Source organism: Paenarthrobacter sp. E2MeOHC11, assembly GCF_058744955.1.
Genome location: NZ_CP196673.1, coordinates 968,696 through 985,707, shown reverse-complemented (window position 1 = coordinate 985,707; position 17,012 = coordinate 968,696). Strand labels below are relative to the sequence as shown.

Here is a 17,012-nt window from a genome sequence, read left to right as displayed (position 1 = left end):
TCATGAGATCAGCCTAACCATAATGGATATACTTCTGAGGTTATCGAAGGGGCTGAGGGGCTGCGATGAGTGAAGTACGTGTGGGGTTGGTCATTGAAGATGACCAGGATATTCGGGAATTAGTACGTGTGGTTTTATCCCAGGCGGGATTTGATGTGCACACTGCGTCCACGGGATCTGCCGGTGTGACGTCAGCCCGTGAACTGAACCCGGACGTCATTACCCTGGACCTGGGGCTGCCCGACATCGACGGCTTCGAAGTCGCACGCCAGATCCGCAAGTCCTCCGACGCCTACATCATTATGCTGACGGCACGTGCCGAGGAACTCGATACCCTCATGGGCCTCGAAGCCGGTGGCGACGACTACCTGACCAAGCCGTTCCGACCCCGCGAACTGCGCGCCCGTGTCGAGGCCATGATGCGAAGGCCCCGCGCGTCGTCGGACACCAAAAACGTTCCGGAACAAGTGGACCCCGAGGTGAGCCACAACGGCTTGGCCGTCTCGGCCGGCTCCCGGACGGCGGTCCTCAATGGCGCCGAGCTGAAGCTCACCCGCACCGAATTCGACCTCCTGCTTGCCTTGCTGGAGACCGGACGGATTGTGCGGACCAAGGCAGACCTCGCCCGTCGCCTGCGCAACGAACCGTACGACGTCGGCAGTTACGTCAGCGACGCGGACGAACGTGCCGTTGAGGTGCACATGGGGAACCTGCGCAAGAAACTTGGCGACAGCATCCAGGCGCCCCGCTGGCTTGAGACGGTCCGCGGCGTCGGCTACCGACTGGCTCCCGCGAACAACAACTAAGCAACCCGCAACGGCTGGGCCGCGATCACCGGGTGATCGCGGCCCAGGTTGCCCAAACCGTTCGCGCCCTGCGGCGAGCCCAGTTCCTCGAAGAACTCCACGTTGGCCCTGACGTAGTCGGCCCATTCATCCGGGACATCGTCCGCGTAGTAGATCGCCTCAACGGGGCACACAGGATCGCATGCCCCGCAGTCCACACATTCAGACGGATGGATATAGAGCGAGCGTTCGCCCTCGTAGATGCAGTCCACGGGGCATTCCTCGATGCACGCTTTGTCCTTGACATCAACGCAGGGCTGGGCGATCACGTAGCTCATGGCTCGCTACACACCCGTGTAGACGGTCTTGCCCCACGTGTAGAAGTCCAGGGCGGACCTGCCTTGCTCACGGAAGGTATTTGTTGAGGAGTCCTTCACGCCGCCGAAAGGCACGTTGAGGTCCAGCCCCGCGGTGGGGCGGTTGACCTTGACCACGCCGGCCTGCGCCCGTGCGGCAAAGTCCGTCGCGAGGGCCAGCGAGTCCGTGCAGATGCCGGCGGTGAGGCCATAGCGGGAATCGTTGATGGCAGCGAGGCCGGCCTCGTAATCGGGCACCTCAAGTACCGCAACCACGGGACCGAAAATTTCTTCGGTGACCGCGGCGTCGTCGAACGCCAGGTCAGTCAGAACCGCGGCCGGGAAGAACAGCGGACCGTTCGGGTCGCCGTCGTGGCTTCCGTGCAGGAGCGTTGCGCCGCGTTCGACGGCGGTACGCACCGCGGCCTGGTCCTGTTCGAATTGCTGCCTGCTCACCACGGCGCCCATCCGGGCATCCGGGTCAAGACCGTCACCGGTGCTGTATGCAGCGGCCTCCTGGACCAGTGCGTCCAGGAACGCAGCGCGGATTCCCGGCGTCACGTACACGCGCGAGGTTGCCGTGCAGGCTTGTCCCGTCAGGCCGAAAGCACCTGCCGCCACCACCTGGGCAGCCTTGCGGGCATCGGCGTCGTCGAGGACCAGGACACCGTTTTTGCCGCCCATTTCCAGCTGGACCCGGGCACGGCGGCCGTTCAGGATCTCCTGCAGTCCGAGGCCCACATTGGTGGAGCCTGTGAAGGACATTCCGGCGATGCGCGGATCCCGGGCCAGGGCATCACCCACCACGCGGCCCTTTCCGTGCACCACGTTGAACGCGCCCGCAGGCAGTCCGGCGTCCTGGAGTGCACGGGCCAGGTGGGTTGCCGACAACGGCGTGAGTTCAGCCGGCTTGATGACCACGGTGTTCCCGCTGATCAGGGCCGGGGCTGTCTTCCATGCCGGGATGGCGATGGGGAAGTTCCACGGGGTAATGAGGCCGATGACGCCCAGCGGCTCGCGGCGTGTGGTGATGGTGGTGTCCGGCAATCCGCTGGGCAGCACCTCACCGGTGGCGGCCCAGCCGAGGGAGCCGAAGAAACGGAGGACGTCAGAGGCCCGCTTGACCTCGCCTTTGGCCTCGGCCAGGGTTTTGCCTTCTTCACGGACCAGGTCCTCGGCGATGGCAGCCTGGCGTTCGATCAACAGGTTGCCGGCAGCGATGAGGATGGCGCCCCGCGACGGTGCGGGCATGGCAGCCCAGCCCGGCTGGGCTGCTGCGGCTGCCGTGACGGCGGCGTCAAGGTCCCCGGCAGTACCGCTGGGGGAGAGCGCGGCGAGCTCTTCCGGACGGGCCGGGTTCATCCGCTGGGTGTCGGCTTCGCCCAGCCATTGGCCGTTGATGAGGTGTTGTGCGGTGATGCTGGAGTGTTGTCCGGGGTTGGTGTTCACGGCAAGGGTGGTTTCCAGGGCTGTGGACGTCATGGCGTTTCCTTTGAAAGTAGTGGGGTTAGAGGCTGCGGATCAGTCCGCCGTCGCACCTGAGCGCGACTCCGGTGATGTACGACGCCGGCGCGCTGCACAGGAACGCGGCGGCCGCACCGAACTCGGCGGGTTCTCCATAGCGGCGTGCAGGGATGGTCTTGCGGGATTCGAGCTGGATGTCTTCCATGGTGGTGCCGCGTCGTTTGGCGGCGGCTTGGTCCAGCTGGGTGACACGATCCGTGGCGATCCGGCCGGGCAGCAGCAGGTTCACGGTGACTTCATCCAACGCCACTTCAGCGGCGAGCGTCTTGAGGTACCCGGCCAGGGCAGCGCGTCCGGTGTTGGAGACGGCGAGGTTGGGCAGCGGAGCGACGACGCCGCTGGATCCGATGGCCAGGATGCGGCCCCAACGCCGTTCCCGCATCCCCGGAAGGACGTGCGATACCAAGGCGTGATGGGGTTTGACCAGGAGATCGAAGGCCGCGGCGATGTCGTCCGAACTCAAGGTCGCGGCGGCGCCGGGCTTGGGGCCGGGACCGTTGAGGACCAGGATGTCGATGGGTCCCAAGTCCGCCACGGTCTGTTCAATGGCGGACTCGATGCCTTCGGCAGTGGTGAGGTCGGCCTCGATGGCGACGGCGTCAAAACCGCTGGTACCCAGTGAGCCAGTCCCGTACGCAGCCTGCAGTTCCCCGACGATCTCCTTGGCGCGGTCCCTGCGGCGGCCAACGATCGCCACCCGTACTCCCTCGGCAGCCAAGGCACGCGCCACGGCCAGACCCAGCCCACCCGTGGACGCGGCAATCAACGCGGTCTTGCCGGCAATTCCCAGGTCCATCAGAAGCTCCCCACTGTTGTCTTTACTGTTGTTTTCGCGGTCTCCAGTGCCGACGCTGCTTCGCCCAGGTGCGTCCCCATGCTGGTCCGCAGGTTCTCGGGGAAGCCCGCCGCTGGTGCCCGGACGCCCGGGTCCTTGATGAGGCCGCGTTCGCGCAGGCATTCCTTGCGGATGGCCAACGCCACCTTGGCCTGCTGCTCAAAGTTGATCAGCGGCAGGTAGGGCAGCAACTCGCGTTGGGCGGCCTCGTAGCCGTCCTCTTGCCACGCCCGTACACAGGCGATCAAGGCTTCGGGGTAGGAGAACCCCGTCATGGCGCCGGCCGCACCGGCCATGAGTTCGTCCAGCAGGCCCTGCCCGCCAAGACCACCAAAGATGGAAACGCCGACGGCGGCACTCAGCTCCGCGATCGCGACGCTGGTGGGCGGCGCTTCGGCCTTAACGGCGATCACGTACTCGCAGGCGTTGACCACGGAGATCAGCGCGGACGTCGCGATGCTGACACCGCTGGCCAGTGGGTAATCCTGCAGGACCACCTTGGCGCCGGTAGCACGGTGAATGGCCTCCAGATGGTCAATCACCGTCCCAGCTTTGGCAGAGTTGGCCTGAACCATCACGGCCGCGAGCCGGCTGCCGGCCACTTCCTGGGCAGCAAGTACTTCCTCGATGGCAGTGCGGGTGGCCAGGGCGGTCACGCCAACGACCAAAGGGAGCGAGGTGCATTCGACCACGGTTTCCAGGACATCCCGGCGTTCCTCGGCCGTGAGCGCGGCTGCTTCGCCGAAGACGCCCAGGACGGTGAGCCCGGTGGCGCCGATGGCTTCGTAGTGCTCCACAAGCCCGGCCAGACTGTCCAGGTCAACGTCCAGTGTGCTGCCTTGGAACGGTGTGGCTACGACGCCCCACACGCCTGCAGGCAGGGATTCTCTGTTTTTGGGCGCAAAGAATTGCGTCATGGTTGGTTCCTTTCAGTGCAAACCGCAAAATACGGGAAGGCGGATTACTTAGCGGCCCGGCCAGACAGGCGGGCGTTTTTCCTGGAAAGCGCGGACGCCTTCGGCTGAGTCTTCGCTGTCCAAGGCAGCCATGAGGGCTGGCAGTCGAAGGCCGCGGGCTTCCTTCGCCGTGAGATGGGTGGTCTGTGTGACCATCTGCTTCACTGCCCGGACCGACGTGGGGGCGCAGGCAACGATCTGGTCCACCCAGCGCTGCACCGCGGCGTCCAGCTCTTCAGCCGGAACCACCTCGTTGACCAGGCCCATGGAGTGCATTTCCGCGGCGTCGGCTTTCCGGCCGGTCAGCAGCATGCCCATGGCCTGCGTGTGCGGGATCCGCCGCACCAACTGGTGGATGCCGCCGTCGAGCGCCAACCGCCCCACGCGAGGCTCGGTCAAACCGAACTTCGCGGTATCGGCCGCCACCACGATGTCTGCGCCGAGCACCATCTCCATACCGCCGCCCAGGGCGTAGCCGTTGACTCGGGCGATCACCGGGATATCGAGGGTGGTGCGCAGGCTCAGGCCGCCGAAGCCGTTGGGATCCAGGCCGGCCCAGTATTCAAGGCCCGTCTTGTCCACGGCGGAGGCAGACATGTCCGCGCCCACCGAGAAGGCACGGGATCCGGCGCCCGTGATCACGACGACACGCACTGATGGATCGTTCTCCAGCTGGTCCCAGATCCCGTTGAGCCGGGCTTGGGCGGTGGCATCGACGGCGTTGAGGACATGCTGGCGATCGATGACCACCGTTGCCACGTGGTTCTCTATGGTCAGGGTCACGGTGTCAACGCGGGACTCCACAACAGCCGTCATCGGAGGACCCCCAGCTGCTGCAGGCGTTCGATGGTTTCCTGGTCAAAGCCGTTCTCCAACAAGACCTCCACGTTGTGCTCGCCCAGGCGGGGCGCTGCACGACGGATGCTGGGAGGCGTTGCCGAGAGCCGGATGGGAGCGTTCAGCATCCGGACCGTGCCTACTGAGGGGTGTTCGGCTTCCACGATCATGCCGTTGGCTTCTGTCTGTGCATCCGCCAACGCCTGCTCCAAGGTGTGCACCGGAGCGTTGAGCAGCCCTTGCTCCTCGAGTTGGTGGGTCCAGTACTCGGTGGAGTTGGTGGCGATGTGCTCCCGGAAGATCGCCTGCAACGCCGGCTTGTTCTTGAACTGCTGTTCCAGGCTGGAGAATTCCGGACGCTGCGTCAGGTCCTCATCCAGCCCCAGGGCGTCGGAGATCCGGGCCAGCGGGTCCGGCGTGAAACCGCCCACCATGCACACGGCACCATCAGTGGTTTCGAAGACGCCGCTCAGGGGCATGGCACCCCAGTTGACCTCGTAACCGCGGTTGAGCTGCATGCACGCCTCCTGCATCTGCAGGTGCAGCATGGAGTCATACATGGTCACCTCCACACGCTGGCCAACTCCGGAGCTTTCCCGGGTGCGCAACGCCAGCAGGATGCCCTGCATGAGGTGCATGCCGGTGATGTAGTCGCACAAGGTGGTGGGGTAGATGGCCGGCTTGGTGTCCTCGGACTCGCGCCGCCACATCACACCGGAGTATGCCTGCGCGATCGCGTCCTGGCCGCCCTTGTGCGAGTAGGGACCGTCCGGGCCGAAACCGGTGCCCGATGCCCAGATGATCCCCGGGTTCGTGGCCTTGAGCTCTTCGTAGCCGAAGCCCATGCGCTCCATGACACCGGAGCGGAAGTTACTGACCACTACGTCTGCATCGGCCAGCAGCCTGTGCAACACGTCGCGGCCTTCTTCGGTGCGGGTGTCGACGGAGACGCTGCGCTTGTTGCGGTTGATGGACAGGAAGATCGGGTTGTCCTGGCCGTCCTGGTCCGGGAAGGAGTTGCGCGAGATGTCACCGGCGCCGGGGCGTTCCACCTTGATGATGTCCGCACCGTAGTCACCCAGCAGTTGCGTGCAGGACGGGCCCATGAACACTTGCGTAAAGTCGACGATCTTGATGCCATCCAGTGGGAGCGGCATCGTTGCCGGGGCAGCGGCGGCGAGTGCCGCCGTCGTGCTTTCCTGCTGTTCCGGTTCTACGGTCACGGTGCTCATGCCGGCACCGCAGCGGTTGCGTCGACGGTAGCGTTCGACGACGGGACGTCGCCCGGGTCGGCACCGTGGCGGCGCATGCCCTGCTGGATGTCCAGCGCGGAGACGTCGCGGACCAGGAGGTTGTTCTCCACGGCGAGGGCTGCTGCGACGCCGACGGCCTGGCCCATGGCCATGCAGGGCGGGATCTCGCGGGACATCTTCTGCGCCTCCGGCGTTGCGGAGTAGTGGCGGCCGGCCACCAGGAGCTGGTCCACTTCCTTGGGCAGGAGCGAGCGGTACGGGTAGTAGTAGTCGCGGCCGCGGGCCACGGTGTCCTCGAAGTGGCGGCGCTGTGTGACGTCGTCCTTGGTCATGACGTACTCGCCCTGCAGGAGGCGGGTCTGGCGGACGCCCATCTGGGAGGCGACGTCCAGCATGTAGCAGTTTTCGAAGCCGGGGAGGTTGGCGCGGACGTAGTCCACCGCTTCGGAGATGCGGTCCCGGGCGGCGAATTCGGCGGCAGTCATGTCGGCGGGATCGACGCCGTCGAAACCGGTCATGTGGGGGGCGTTGCACCACACCACGCCGTCGATGGGGGTCTTGAGCCACCACAGTTCCCAGGCGCCGCCAAGGAGGCGCTTGATCTTGCGGTTGATGGCGCGGGCTTCCTTGGGGTTGGCCTGCTCGAAGGCCTCTGCGGCGTTGGTGTCCACATTGCCCAGGCGGAAGACCAAGGTGGTGAGGTAGTTGTCCTTGGCGTAGCTGGCGCCGGCACGGGAGGCGACGTCGATGTCACCGGTGGTGTCGATGACGACGTCGGCCATAAAGGCCTGTGGGCCAAGCTTGGTTTCGCAGATGACGCCCTTGATCACGCCGTTGTCCACGATGGGGCGGGAGAACCAGGAGTGCAGGCGGAGGTCCACGCCTGCCTCGCGGACGAGGTCGTTGGAGACGCGCTTCCAGCCATCGGGATCGAAGGCGGCGGCGTAGCAGATGGGCTTGGGGTTGGTGTGGGAGTGGAAGTCGAAGGTGCCGTAGCGGCCCCACTTGTTCCAGAGTTCCTCGGAGGTCTTGCGGTCATCTGCCGGCGGGACGATTGCCAAGCCGAGCTTCTGGAGGCGTTCGACGTACTCGGAGACGATGCCCGTGACAGTGATTTCCTGGCCGTTGATCATGTCATCGAGAACCAGGACCATACCGCCGGAGGCGAGGCCGCCCAAGGATGAGTAGCGTTCCAGCAGGGTGACCTTGGCGCCCGAACGGGCCGCGGTGACGGCAGCGGCCACGCCGGCGGGACCACCACCAACTACCAGGACATTGGAGCGTGAGATGACCGGAGCGGTGAGGTCCGCCGTCGTGGTGCTGAGTTCCAGTGAGTTCAGAGCGTTCATGGGAGGTTCCTTACTTTCCGACGAAGATGCCGTTGCTGCGGCGTGCGGCGAGGTAGAAGACGATGCTGAGGATGGACAGGACGGCCACGTAGACCGGGAAAACCCAGGTGAGGTTCAGCGATTGGAACCAGACCAGAAGATAGGAAGCAGTGCCGCCGAAGAGGGCAACGCCGATGCCGTAGCCCAGGGCCACGCCCGTGCCGCGGATGTTCTTGGGCATCAGGGACGAGCTGACCACGTTGTAGAGGGTCATGTTCAGGACCAGGACAATGGAGCCGCCAAGAAGTACGGCCGCGAAGCCGCCGATGCCTGGCTGGACGTACATCAGCATGAGGAATACGGACGGGATGGCAAGGATTCGGGTGACGAGGAACCACTTGGACATTGCCTTGCCGTCGGCCAGCTTGCCGATGACCCAGCTGCCGACCACCAGGATGACGCCCAGGATGGTGGTGAGGGCGAAGACGGCGGTGGGATCTTCCTTGAATCCGCTGCGTGCTGCGCTGGGGAGCCCGACGTTCCAGGCGTAGTTGTAGGCCTGTGCTGCGCCCACCACGAAGATGATGGCCAGGACGGACAGCCAGTGCTTACGGACTCCGGACCACACTGCGCGGGGGGTGTTGGTGGCCATTTCCTCGGCCTTGAGCGTTTCCGGCAGGGAACGGCGGAGGTAGAGAACCACGAATCCGAAGAGGGCGCCGATGATGAACGGTACGCGCCAGCCCCAGTCGGCCATGGCGGCTCCGCCCAGGACCAGGCTGCAGAGGAAGCTGATGAGCGAGGCGAGCAGGATGCCGATGTTGACGTAGAAGGACATGATGCCGGCCACGTAGCCTTCCCGACCCTCTGGGGCGAGTTCAACGGCGTGCGAGGTGGACAGCGGAGCCTCAATGCCGGTGGAAATGCCTTGCAGGACGCGGCAAACCAGCAGGATGATTCCCGCAGCGGGGCCGATGGTCGCATAGCTCGGAGTGACGGCGATGATCAGCGTTGTTCCGGCCATCAACATGATGGAGAGCAGCATGACGCGGCGGCGGCCGATACGGTCGGCCAGGGTTCCCAGCAGGATGCCGCCCAGGGGACGGAACGCGAATCCGACGGCGAACACGGCCAAGGCGTTCAGCGTTGCGGAGAGTGGATCGGTGTTGGGGAAGAAGTTGGGGCCGATGAAGGCGGACAGGAGTCCGAAGACCATCCAGTCGTACCATTCCAGGGCGTTTCCGAGGCCCAGGCCCAGCAGGCCTTTGCGGACTTCCGGGGTGAATTTTGCGTTCTTCCGGGGAGATGAATGGGTGGTGCTTGGTGATGGGACTACGTTGTCCGTCGTTGTGGTGTCGAGCATGGAAGTGTCCTTACGCTGACGCCCAGGAGGGCGTGGGAGGGTATGACGCAGGAACGCCTGTTGGAGAAGGCGCTTGATGCGAAAGTGGCAAGGATTGTCAGCGGCCACGGTGTCGTGTCCGGACAGTTAAGGGAAAACGCTGGCGCCGTGTCGGGGCGGCAGGGTTACCACGCGTGTGGTGCGTTGACCCAGATGGCTACGCATACCTCTTCGTAGCTGTTCTTGTACCAGTGGGGAATCTCTGAGGAGTAGGTGATGGAGTCGCCCTCTTCAAGGCTGTAGCAGACGCCGTTGAGATAGACGTCCTTACGGCCGGAGATGATGTAGCAGAACTCTTCACCGCTGTGGGTAAAGGGGGTGTCGCTGGTGTCGTGCCCTGGGGGCGTGCTGATCCACTGCGCTTCGATGCTGCCGTCGCGGTTCGGGGTGAGCAGCTCGTGCACTGCTTCACCCACGGATTCGCGGGTGACGTTCTTAAGGTTGCGTCGATCGGACCTGCGGACCACGGGAGACTTGGATTCTTCCTGGCCGATGAAGAATCTTCCCACCGGGATGTCCAGGCCGTGGGCCAATTGAGCGAGTGTGGTGAAGGAAGGGTTGGCCATGCCGCGTTCGATTTGGCTGACGATCGCCTGGCTAAGGCCGGTGATGTCCGAGAGTTGGGCCAAGGTCATTCCCTTTGCCTTGCGCATGGTGCGCACCTTGTTTCCGACGGTCGCCAGCAGTTCGCTGGTGGCCGGTGGAGCAGGAGTCTCGGTAGTCATTGCCGCATCCTTCGTTGGTGAGCTAACTCACACAACTATAGTGAAGATCTTTAGCGAGTCAATGGTTTCTCTTCAATAAGGTGAAGAAATTTACAGGAGTGGTGTTTCAAGCTCGCTGATGGTCCCGCGCACGTAAAGGTCGATTTCGCTGACCTGCGGAGCGAGTTCGTAAAGGTGGTCCGCGTTGGGCAGGAGCCGGATGCTGATCTCGAGCTCTGTCGCCAGCCGGTTCATGCAGATGGCACCCACCATGTGGCTGGAGGTCTTCAAGCTCAGGACAGCGTCCATGGCGTCTTCCATGTCCAGGTTTTCCAAGGCACGATGAAGCCGCGAAACCCGCCACGGCAGGAGGGCTACGTAGTTACGGACGAAGGCGCCGATGATGGCTTGGTCTCCGCCAAGCTCAGCCTGGAGTTCGGTCAGGACGGTGCGATCCACCAGGGCGTCTGTGCACTCGTCATACTCAGACACCAGACTCCTCCCGCCTCCAAACAATAGATTCACGATTCAACAGTAGGACCCGTTCAACTGCCGACGCGCCATAAAAGCAAAGCTTGATCCAATCTTGAGCGGACTCAGAGGGAGTCTTGATCACCGGCCCACAGAGTTGGGACGAGCAGCTGAAAGATCGCGGATCCGGGGGATTCCAGGCTTGAATCAAGGAACGGGAAACAGCATGAACAGTAGTGCTCGTCCAGCACCAGGCCTCATGGTCATCATCGTCTTTTGCATGACCGTTCTCCTTGGCATCGGTGGCACCGCAGCGTTCGCACTCTGGGAACAGAGCACCCGTCCCGCAGCTACTGATCAGTCGGTCACGTCCGCCCCATCTGCTCCGCCTGCGCGATAGCCGGAGGGGTTCCCAGGCTGCCCATCCAGAAACTCCGTGAGCCGGTCTTCCAGTACTGACCGGTCCTTCAGCTGGCACTCCCATACCGTCAGCACGTCCCAGCCTCCCGCAGCCAGCTGCTCCCGTTGCTCGGCATCGCGTTGACGGGTCCGGGTTCGCTTGGCTTCCCAGAACCCGGCATTGGCCGCTGGCGCATGCTGCCCGACCCGGCAGTCATGGAAATGCCAGAAACAGCCGTTGACGAAAATGACCTTGCGCCGTCCCGCGAACACCAAGTCCGGACGCCCCGGCAGCTTCGCCGCCCCGGCCTGGCCGTGCAGCCGGTACCGGTACCCTTTCGCGTGCAGGAGCTTGCGGACCAGCAACTCAGGTTTGGTGTCCTTGCCGCGGATTTTGGACATGTTGCGGCTGCGCTGATCAGGCGTCAGGAGGTCCCGGCTCTCGCCCATGCATCCAGCCTACCCAGGCGGAGTTTTTGTACACCTCTTGCCCCTAAGACCGGGTTTTAGAGGCATTAGCTGTACAAAAACTCCAGGGTTACTGTCCTGGGCGCCTGGAAGGACAACAACCGGAGCCAATCCGGGTTTGAGTCCCGAAGCCGGACACCCTTGAGGGCAGCTGCCGTTTCATGAACGACGACGGCGGCCTCCAGCTCGGCGAGCTTGGCACCCAGGCACCGGTGGATCCCGGAGCCGAAGGCGAGGCCGTAGGGTGTGGGGCCCGGACGATCGGCGCCGGCAGTATCGGCGCCGGCAGTATCTGCCCAAGGGAATCCATGATTGCCCGTCAGCTCCAAGAGAATCTCCTCACCCGCCGGGATACGCTGACCGTCCAGCTCCGTGTCCTGGCTGGCCACCCGTCGCCACGTGGGCACGGACGACTCCGTTGCAAGGACGTGGCGGACCAGGTCGCGGGCCTTGGAGGCGGAAGCGGCTTCGCACCAGGAGATGCCACGGGACCCTTCGGCCAGGCGGAACAACGTGGTGCTGATCAGTTGCGTGGTGGTCTCCTGTCCAGCGATCAGTAGGAAGTAGCCCAGAGAGCAGATCCCGGGAGTGCTGAGACCGTGGCGGGCCAGCGCATTGAAGAGGTTGGGTTCCGGCGATGCCACCGATTCCAACACCAATTCCCTGAGCCAGGAGTAGAAGTCAGCGGCGCTGTGGGCCAGCTCGAGTTGCCGGTCCTCATCCGGCCAGCCCCAGAACAGTTCCAACGAGTCCAGGCTCCACGCTTTCAACGCCGGCACGTCGCGGACCGGCAACCCTAGCATCTCCAGCATCACGATGGCCGGGGGATCGGCGGCCACGGCCTGCACCAGGTCCACGCTCCCTCCGGAGGCCATCAGTTGCGCGGCACGGGCAGCTGCTTCGCGCGCCAAGGCACGAATGCGGGGTTCCATCGCTGCCACTTTGGCTGGCGTGAAGAAACCCGCCACTACCTTGCGGATGCCTGCGTGTGTCCCGGTGTCGTTGCTGGCCAGGACCGGCGGAAGCGCAAACCGGGCCTTCTGCAGCACCCGCAGCGCCCGTCCGCTCAACGGCGTCACGGCCAGCAGAGCGTTGGCCGGGCTGAAGTCCTGCGGCCTGTGCAGCACTTCGCGGACAGTATCCGGGTTCCGGAGCACCCGGTAAGGGCAGGCGCCGGACTCGGGAAGACCCACCTCGGTGGTTGCTGCCGCGCTCATGCCGGCAGCCCCTCAAGCCATGCGCATGAATGGGCGCGGAAATCGGCAGGATCCAGTCCGGAGGCATCAACCGGGATGGCACCAAGGAATGGAACCGGCCACGAGGTGATGGCAGCCCTGTTACTCCGCTCCACCGCGCCCGGCGTCACCGGCCAGCTTCCGAGAACCACTCCCACTACCGGCAAGGTCCTTCGGTCCAAGGCCTCCAGCGTCAGCGCCGTGTGGTTCAAGGTGCCCAGGGCGGACCGCGCCACCACAACAAAAGCAGCCGAATCGCCCAGCCGGGTTCCCAGATCGGCCAGCGTCCCGCCGTCGTGATCCAACTCCACCAGCAGTCCGCCGGCGCCCTCCACCAGCACGTGATCGTGCGCTGCTGACAGCTCACGGATCCGTCCGGCGTGAACGTCCAGCAGTGGCAGGGTGACCTCATCGAGGACGGCTGCAGGGACGGGTGCCATGGGCTCTTGGAGAACGACGCCAGCCTCCGTCGTGAGCGGATCCGCCAAGCGGGTCACCTCGGCGCAATCGGAATCGCCCACCACATTTCCGCTCTGGCAGGGCTTGTAAACGGCAACCGTCCGGCCCCTCTGATGAAGGGCAGCGGTGACGGCCGCCGTCGTGATGGTCTTACCGACGCCGGTATCGGTGCCGGTGACCAGGACGATGGGAGGCAGTTTCATGATGTTCTCTCCAGAATGCCGCGCAACGTCGCGCAGGCGTGGTCGATGTCAGCCGGGGTGAGGGTGGCCCTGGCCGTGAGGCGAAGGCGGGACACCCCATCCGGGACGGACGGTGGGCGGAAGCACCCCACAAGGACGCCCTCCGCATGGGCGGCCCCGCTGGCAGCGAGAGCCTCTGCAGCGGAGGGCATCGGGATGGACTGGACTGCTCCGGCGGAGCGTTCGACGGCGCTGCCGAGCCTCTCCAGCGCAGGCTGAAGGTGGGCAGCCATGGCAGCTGCGTTGTGGTGGACAGCCGCTGCACGCCACGGTTCGGCACGCACGACGCCGATGGCAGCGAGCGCCGCGGCCGCCGCCGGGGGAGCGAGTGCTGTGTCGAAGATGAAGCTTCGGGCCCTGTTCACCAGGTGCTCCCTGAGCAGGGCTGGGCCCAGCACGGCACCGCCTTGGCTGCCAAGTGCCTTGGACAGGGTGGCTGTGACGACGACGTTGGGATGGCCGGCCAATCCGGTTCCCGCGATCGCGCCACGTCCGGCGTCCTTCCCGGAGCCCGCGACGCCCAGGCTGTGGGCTTCGTCAACCAGCAGCACGGCGTCATGGGCTTCGGCCAGGTCCAGGAGTTCCAGTAGCGGTGCGGCATCCCCGCCCACGCTATAAATGGACTCCACGACGATGATCCCCCGTGGTTGGGTACGTTTGGCCAGTTTTTCCGCCGCGTCCGCCACGCTGTTGTGCGTGAATTCCTTCACCTCGGAGCGGCTCAGCCGGAAGCCATCGATCAGCGAGGCATGGCACTGCGTGTCGGCAACAATCAATGCCCCCGGGCCGCCGAGGGCGGTAGTGACTCCAAGGTTCGCCAGGTAACCGGAGGAGAAAACCAGCCCGGCGTCCATCCCTGTCAGCTCAGCGAGTCCGTGCTCCAACTCCAGGTGCAGCGCGGTGGTGCCCGTTACCAGTCGGGACGACGTGGCGCCCGTGCCCCACTTGGCGATGGCTTCCCGCGCGGCTTCGGCGAGCCTGGGATCCGTGGCCAAGCCGAGGTAGTCGTTACTGGCGAGGTCGATCATCCGGTGGTCCGCCCGGCGAACTTGAGGCGTCCTCACCAAACCCCGGCGCTCGCGGACCCGGGCCTGTTCCTGCAGCCACGTGGCCATGGCAGTGCTCACGCGGCCACCACCTGGTGGGAGGTTTCCGCCACGGCGGCCACCATGCCAGCGGCCATCGCGCGCACTTCAACGGCGGAACTAATGTACGGCGGCATCGCATAGACCAGGTTCCGGAACGGGCGAACCCACACGCCGTGCTCGACGGCGGCCTTCGTCACCGCGGTCACATCCACCGCGTCCCTCAATTCGATGACGCCCACGGCGCCGAAGGTACGGACGCCGGCAACGGCGTCGAGCGTCATCGCCGGGGCCAAACCCTCGGCAAGTGCGGTGCCAACGCGTTCCACGTCCTCTCGCCAAGCTCCCGTGGCAAGGATGCCGAGGCTTGCGTTGGCGGCGGCGCACGCCAGGGGATTGGCCATGAAGGTGGGACCGTGCAGGAGTGCCCCGGCGCCTCCGGAAGATACCGCCCGGGCAACGTCGCCGGTACACAGCGTCGCAGCCAAGGTGAGGTAACCGCCGGTGAGCGCTTTGCCGACGCACATGATGTCCGGGACGACGCGTGCGTGGTCCGCGGCGAAGAGTTCACCGGTTCGCCCGAAACCCGTGGCGATCTCGTCCAGGATCAGCAGCAGTCCGTGGCGGTCCGCGATCCCACGCAGGATCCGAACGCACTCGGCCGGGTACATGAACATGCCGCTTGCGCCTTGAAGCAATGGCTCCACGATAATCGCGGCGAGTTCGTTGGAATGCTCCACGGCAAGGCGCTCCACGGCGGCCCGCCATTCCTCGATTCCGGCGGGGGTGGCTGTTGCGGCCGCAGGTGGGCGGGGCGCGAAGACGTTGCGGGCCAGCAACCCTGGGAAGGACGAATGCATGCCGTCCACAGGATCGCAGACGCCCATGGCCGCGAACGTGTCCCCGTGGTAACCGCCACGGATGGTCAGGAAACTCTGCCGCGTGGGCCGGCCGGTTGCCGTCTGGAACTGCACCGCCAGTTTGAGCGCGACCTCGACCGAGATGGATCCCGAATCTGCCAGGAACACCCGTTCCAGGCGCCTCCCCGGTTCGCCCGGCGCCATGGACAGCAGGCTTTCCGCGAGTTCCACGGCGGGCTGGTGCGTGAGCCCGCCGAACATCACGTGGCTGAAACTGCTGAGCTGGCGCTGGAGGGCGGCATCCATGACGGGGTTCCGGTAGCCGTGGATCACCGACCACCACGACGACATCGCGTCCAGCACCTCATGCGTTCGTCCCCGTTCGTCGCGAAGCCGCAGCGCCACGCCGTCGGCCGCTTCCACCTCCCACAGGGGAAGCGTCGGGGAGGCAGGCGCGTAAGGGTGCCATAGGCTCGCGCGGTCACGCTCGATCAGCGTGCTCATGATGCCAGCCGTCCGTGCCTGGAACAGTCCGCGGTCCACCCCAGCGGCGTGACCTGGACCTTCATGCGGCGGCGGCACTGCGGGCAGAAGCGCGGCGGCTCCATCGCCAGCCGCTGGTGGCAGTTTTGCTGGGAGTCCGACGTCGGGCTGTCACCGCTGCCATGGACGTTACCGCCGCAATGCCCGCAAAACTGTTGGAAGTCTGCGGTGGTCACAGCGACTTCTGGAATTCCTTGATGGGCATGTTGAGCTCCACCAGCAGGTTCAGGTCGGCGTCCGCGGGGCGCCCCAGGGTGGTGAGGTAGTTGCCCACGATGACAGCGTTGATTCCGCCGAGCAGGCCCTCGCGGGTGCCGAGGTCGCCGAGGGTGAGTTCACGGCCGCCGGCATAGCGGAGCACGGTGCGGGGCATGGCGAGCCGGAACGCCGCGATGGCACGGAGGGCGTCCTTGCCGTCCATGATGCCTTGGTTCTCCAGGGGTGTTCCGGGGCGGGGATTGAGGAAGTTGAGCGGGACTTCGTGGGGTTCAAGGGCCGCGAGCTGGGCTGCGAGTTCGGCACGCTGGGCCACTGATTCGCCCATGCCGATCAGGGCGCCGCAGCACAGTTCCATGCCGGCGGCCTTGACCATGGCGCACGTTTCCAGGCGTTCTTCGTAGCTATGGGTGGTCACAACCTCGGGGAAGTAGCTCCGGGCCGTTTCAAGGTTGTGGTTGTACCGGTGGACGCCCCACTCGGCCAGCTGGTCCACTTGCCGCTGCGTGAGCATGCCAAGCGAGCAGGCGATGTTGATCTCCACTGCTTCGTTGATACGGTCGATCGCGAACTTGATCTGGTTCATGAGCTTGATGTCGGGCCCGCGCACGGCTGCGACGATGCAGAACTCCGTGGCCCCCGTGGCGGCGGTCTCCTTGGCGGCCTTGACCAGTTCCGGAATGTCCAGCCAGACACCGCGTACAGGGGAGTCGAACAGGCCGGACTGGCTGCAGAAATGACAGTCCTCGGGGCAGCCGCCGGTCTTGATGGAGATGATGCCCTCCACTTCCACGTCCTCGCCGCAGTGCTTGAGGCGAACCTCGTGGGCCAGTTGCAGGGCTGCGGGGATGGCGTCGTCGGGGAGCTCAAGGATCTCGATGAGTTGGGCTTCGGTCAGGCCCTCGCCGCGTTCGAGGACCTGCTCGCGGGCGGTGTCCAGGATGGCGTAGGTGGTGGTTTCCCGGGATTCCTGGGTTGCTTGGGTGCTCATGTCCTTGACGGTATCCGCGCTGGTGAAGGGCGATTTTGTGGGGTGCGTACAAACGCGGGTGGT

General features: G+C 65.0%; 18 protein-coding genes. 1 reads left to right on the top strand and 17 read right to left on the bottom strand.

All coding sequences use genetic code 11. From position 1 onward, the window contains the following. Positions 1–65 precede the first annotated feature (65 nt). Positions 66–806: a response regulator transcription factor gene (locus tag ACSSVG_RS04540; protein WP_231342993.1), complete on the top strand. Its 741-nt coding sequence runs from the start codon at positions 66–68 to the stop codon at positions 804–806. Here ACSSVG_RS04540 and fdxA read toward each other — a convergent pair. The 17 genes from fdxA to bioB all read right to left on the bottom strand — a co-directional run bounded on the left by fdxA (position 803) and on the right by bioB (position 16,949). Continuing rightward, positions 803–1,123: a ferredoxin gene (gene fdxA / locus ACSSVG_RS04535; protein ID WP_492417564.1), complete on the bottom strand. Its 321-nt coding sequence runs from the start codon at positions 1,121–1,123 to the stop codon at positions 803–805. The two genes, ACSSVG_RS04540 and fdxA, sit on opposite strands and share 4 nt — an antisense overlap. 6 nt (positions 1,124–1,129) lie before the next feature. Further along, positions 1,130–2,623, bottom strand: a complete 1,494-nt coding sequence (locus ACSSVG_RS04530) for an aldehyde dehydrogenase family protein (RefSeq protein ID WP_492417562.1) — start codon at positions 2,621–2,623, stop codon at positions 1,130–1,132. A gap of 25 nt (positions 2,624–2,648) precedes the next feature. Then, on the bottom strand, positions 2,649–3,461 hold the full coding sequence (locus tag ACSSVG_RS04525; protein WP_231341221.1) for an SDR family oxidoreductase: 813 nt from the start codon (positions 3,459–3,461) through the stop codon (positions 2,649–2,651). Then, positions 3,461–4,417, bottom strand: a complete 957-nt coding sequence (locus ACSSVG_RS04520; protein WP_492417560.1) for a dihydrodipicolinate synthase family protein — start codon at positions 4,415–4,417, stop codon at positions 3,461–3,463. The genes ACSSVG_RS04525 and ACSSVG_RS04520 overlap by 1 nt, the downstream gene beginning before the upstream one ends. A 48-nt stretch (positions 4,418–4,465) precedes the next feature. Continuing rightward, positions 4,466–5,272, bottom strand: a complete 807-nt coding sequence (locus ACSSVG_RS04515) for an enoyl-CoA hydratase-related protein (protein ID WP_253466823.1) — start codon at positions 5,270–5,272, stop codon at positions 4,466–4,468. Next, positions 5,269–6,525 carry a CaiB/BaiF CoA transferase family protein gene (locus tag ACSSVG_RS04510; RefSeq protein WP_492417558.1) on the bottom strand — a complete coding sequence of 419 codons (1,257 nt, stop codon included), beginning with the start codon at positions 6,523–6,525 and terminating at the stop codon, positions 5,269–5,271. The genes ACSSVG_RS04515 and ACSSVG_RS04510 overlap by 4 nt, the downstream gene beginning before the upstream one ends. After that, on the bottom strand, positions 6,522–7,895 hold the full coding sequence (locus ACSSVG_RS04505) for an FAD-dependent oxidoreductase (protein ID WP_492417556.1): 1,374 nt from the start codon (positions 7,893–7,895) through the stop codon (positions 6,522–6,524). The genes ACSSVG_RS04510 and ACSSVG_RS04505 overlap by 4 nt, the downstream gene beginning before the upstream one ends. A gap of 10 nt (positions 7,896–7,905) precedes the next feature. Beyond that, complete coding sequence (locus tag ACSSVG_RS04500; RefSeq protein ID WP_253466831.1) at positions 7,906–9,237, bottom strand: MFS transporter; 1,332 nt, start codon at positions 9,235–9,237, stop codon at positions 7,906–7,908. A 164-nt stretch (positions 9,238–9,401) separates the two neighbouring features. Further along, positions 9,402–10,001, bottom strand: coding sequence for a helix-turn-helix domain-containing protein (locus tag ACSSVG_RS04495; protein WP_189015422.1), 600 nt, complete (start codon positions 9,999–10,001; stop codon positions 9,402–9,404). 90 nt (positions 10,002–10,091) lie between these two features. Next, positions 10,092–10,472: an Hpt domain-containing protein gene (locus ACSSVG_RS04490; protein ID WP_231341215.1), complete on the bottom strand. Its 381-nt coding sequence runs from the start codon at positions 10,470–10,472 to the stop codon at positions 10,092–10,094. A gap of 336 nt (positions 10,473–10,808) precedes the next feature. After that, positions 10,809–11,300, bottom strand: a complete 492-nt coding sequence (locus ACSSVG_RS04485) for a very short patch repair endonuclease (protein WP_492417553.1) — start codon at positions 11,298–11,300, stop codon at positions 10,809–10,811. 65 nt (positions 11,301–11,365) lie between these two features. Next, entirely contained in the window at positions 11,366–12,535 is a 1,170-nt protein-coding gene (locus tag ACSSVG_RS04480; protein WP_492417551.1) for a cytochrome P450 family protein, read from the bottom strand. Then, the gene (gene bioD / locus ACSSVG_RS04475) at positions 12,532–13,215 is read right to left on the bottom strand and encodes a dethiobiotin synthase (protein ID WP_231341212.1); all 684 of its coding nucleotides are present in this window, start codon (positions 13,213–13,215) and stop codon (positions 12,532–12,534) included. The genes ACSSVG_RS04480 and bioD overlap by 4 nt, the downstream gene beginning before the upstream one ends. Then, positions 13,212–14,369, bottom strand: coding sequence for an 8-amino-7-oxononanoate synthase (locus tag ACSSVG_RS04470; RefSeq protein ID WP_492419139.1), 1,158 nt, complete (start codon positions 14,367–14,369; stop codon positions 13,212–13,214). The genes bioD and ACSSVG_RS04470 overlap by 4 nt, the downstream gene beginning before the upstream one ends. 8 nt (positions 14,370–14,377) lie before the next feature. Beyond that, complete coding sequence (gene bioA / locus ACSSVG_RS04465; protein ID WP_492417549.1) at positions 14,378–15,703, bottom strand: adenosylmethionine--8-amino-7-oxononanoate transaminase; 1,326 nt, start codon at positions 15,701–15,703, stop codon at positions 14,378–14,380. Continuing rightward, the gene (gene bsaP / locus ACSSVG_RS04460; RefSeq protein WP_492417547.1) at positions 15,700–15,918 is read right to left on the bottom strand and encodes a biotin synthase auxiliary protein BsaP; all 219 of its coding nucleotides are present in this window, start codon (positions 15,916–15,918) and stop codon (positions 15,700–15,702) included. The genes bioA and bsaP overlap by 4 nt, the downstream gene beginning before the upstream one ends. Then, positions 15,915–16,949, bottom strand: coding sequence for a biotin synthase BioB (bioB, locus tag ACSSVG_RS04455; protein ID WP_253466846.1), 1,035 nt, complete (start codon positions 16,947–16,949; stop codon positions 15,915–15,917). The genes bsaP and bioB overlap by 4 nt, the downstream gene beginning before the upstream one ends. Positions 16,950–17,012 lie beyond the last annotated feature (63 nt).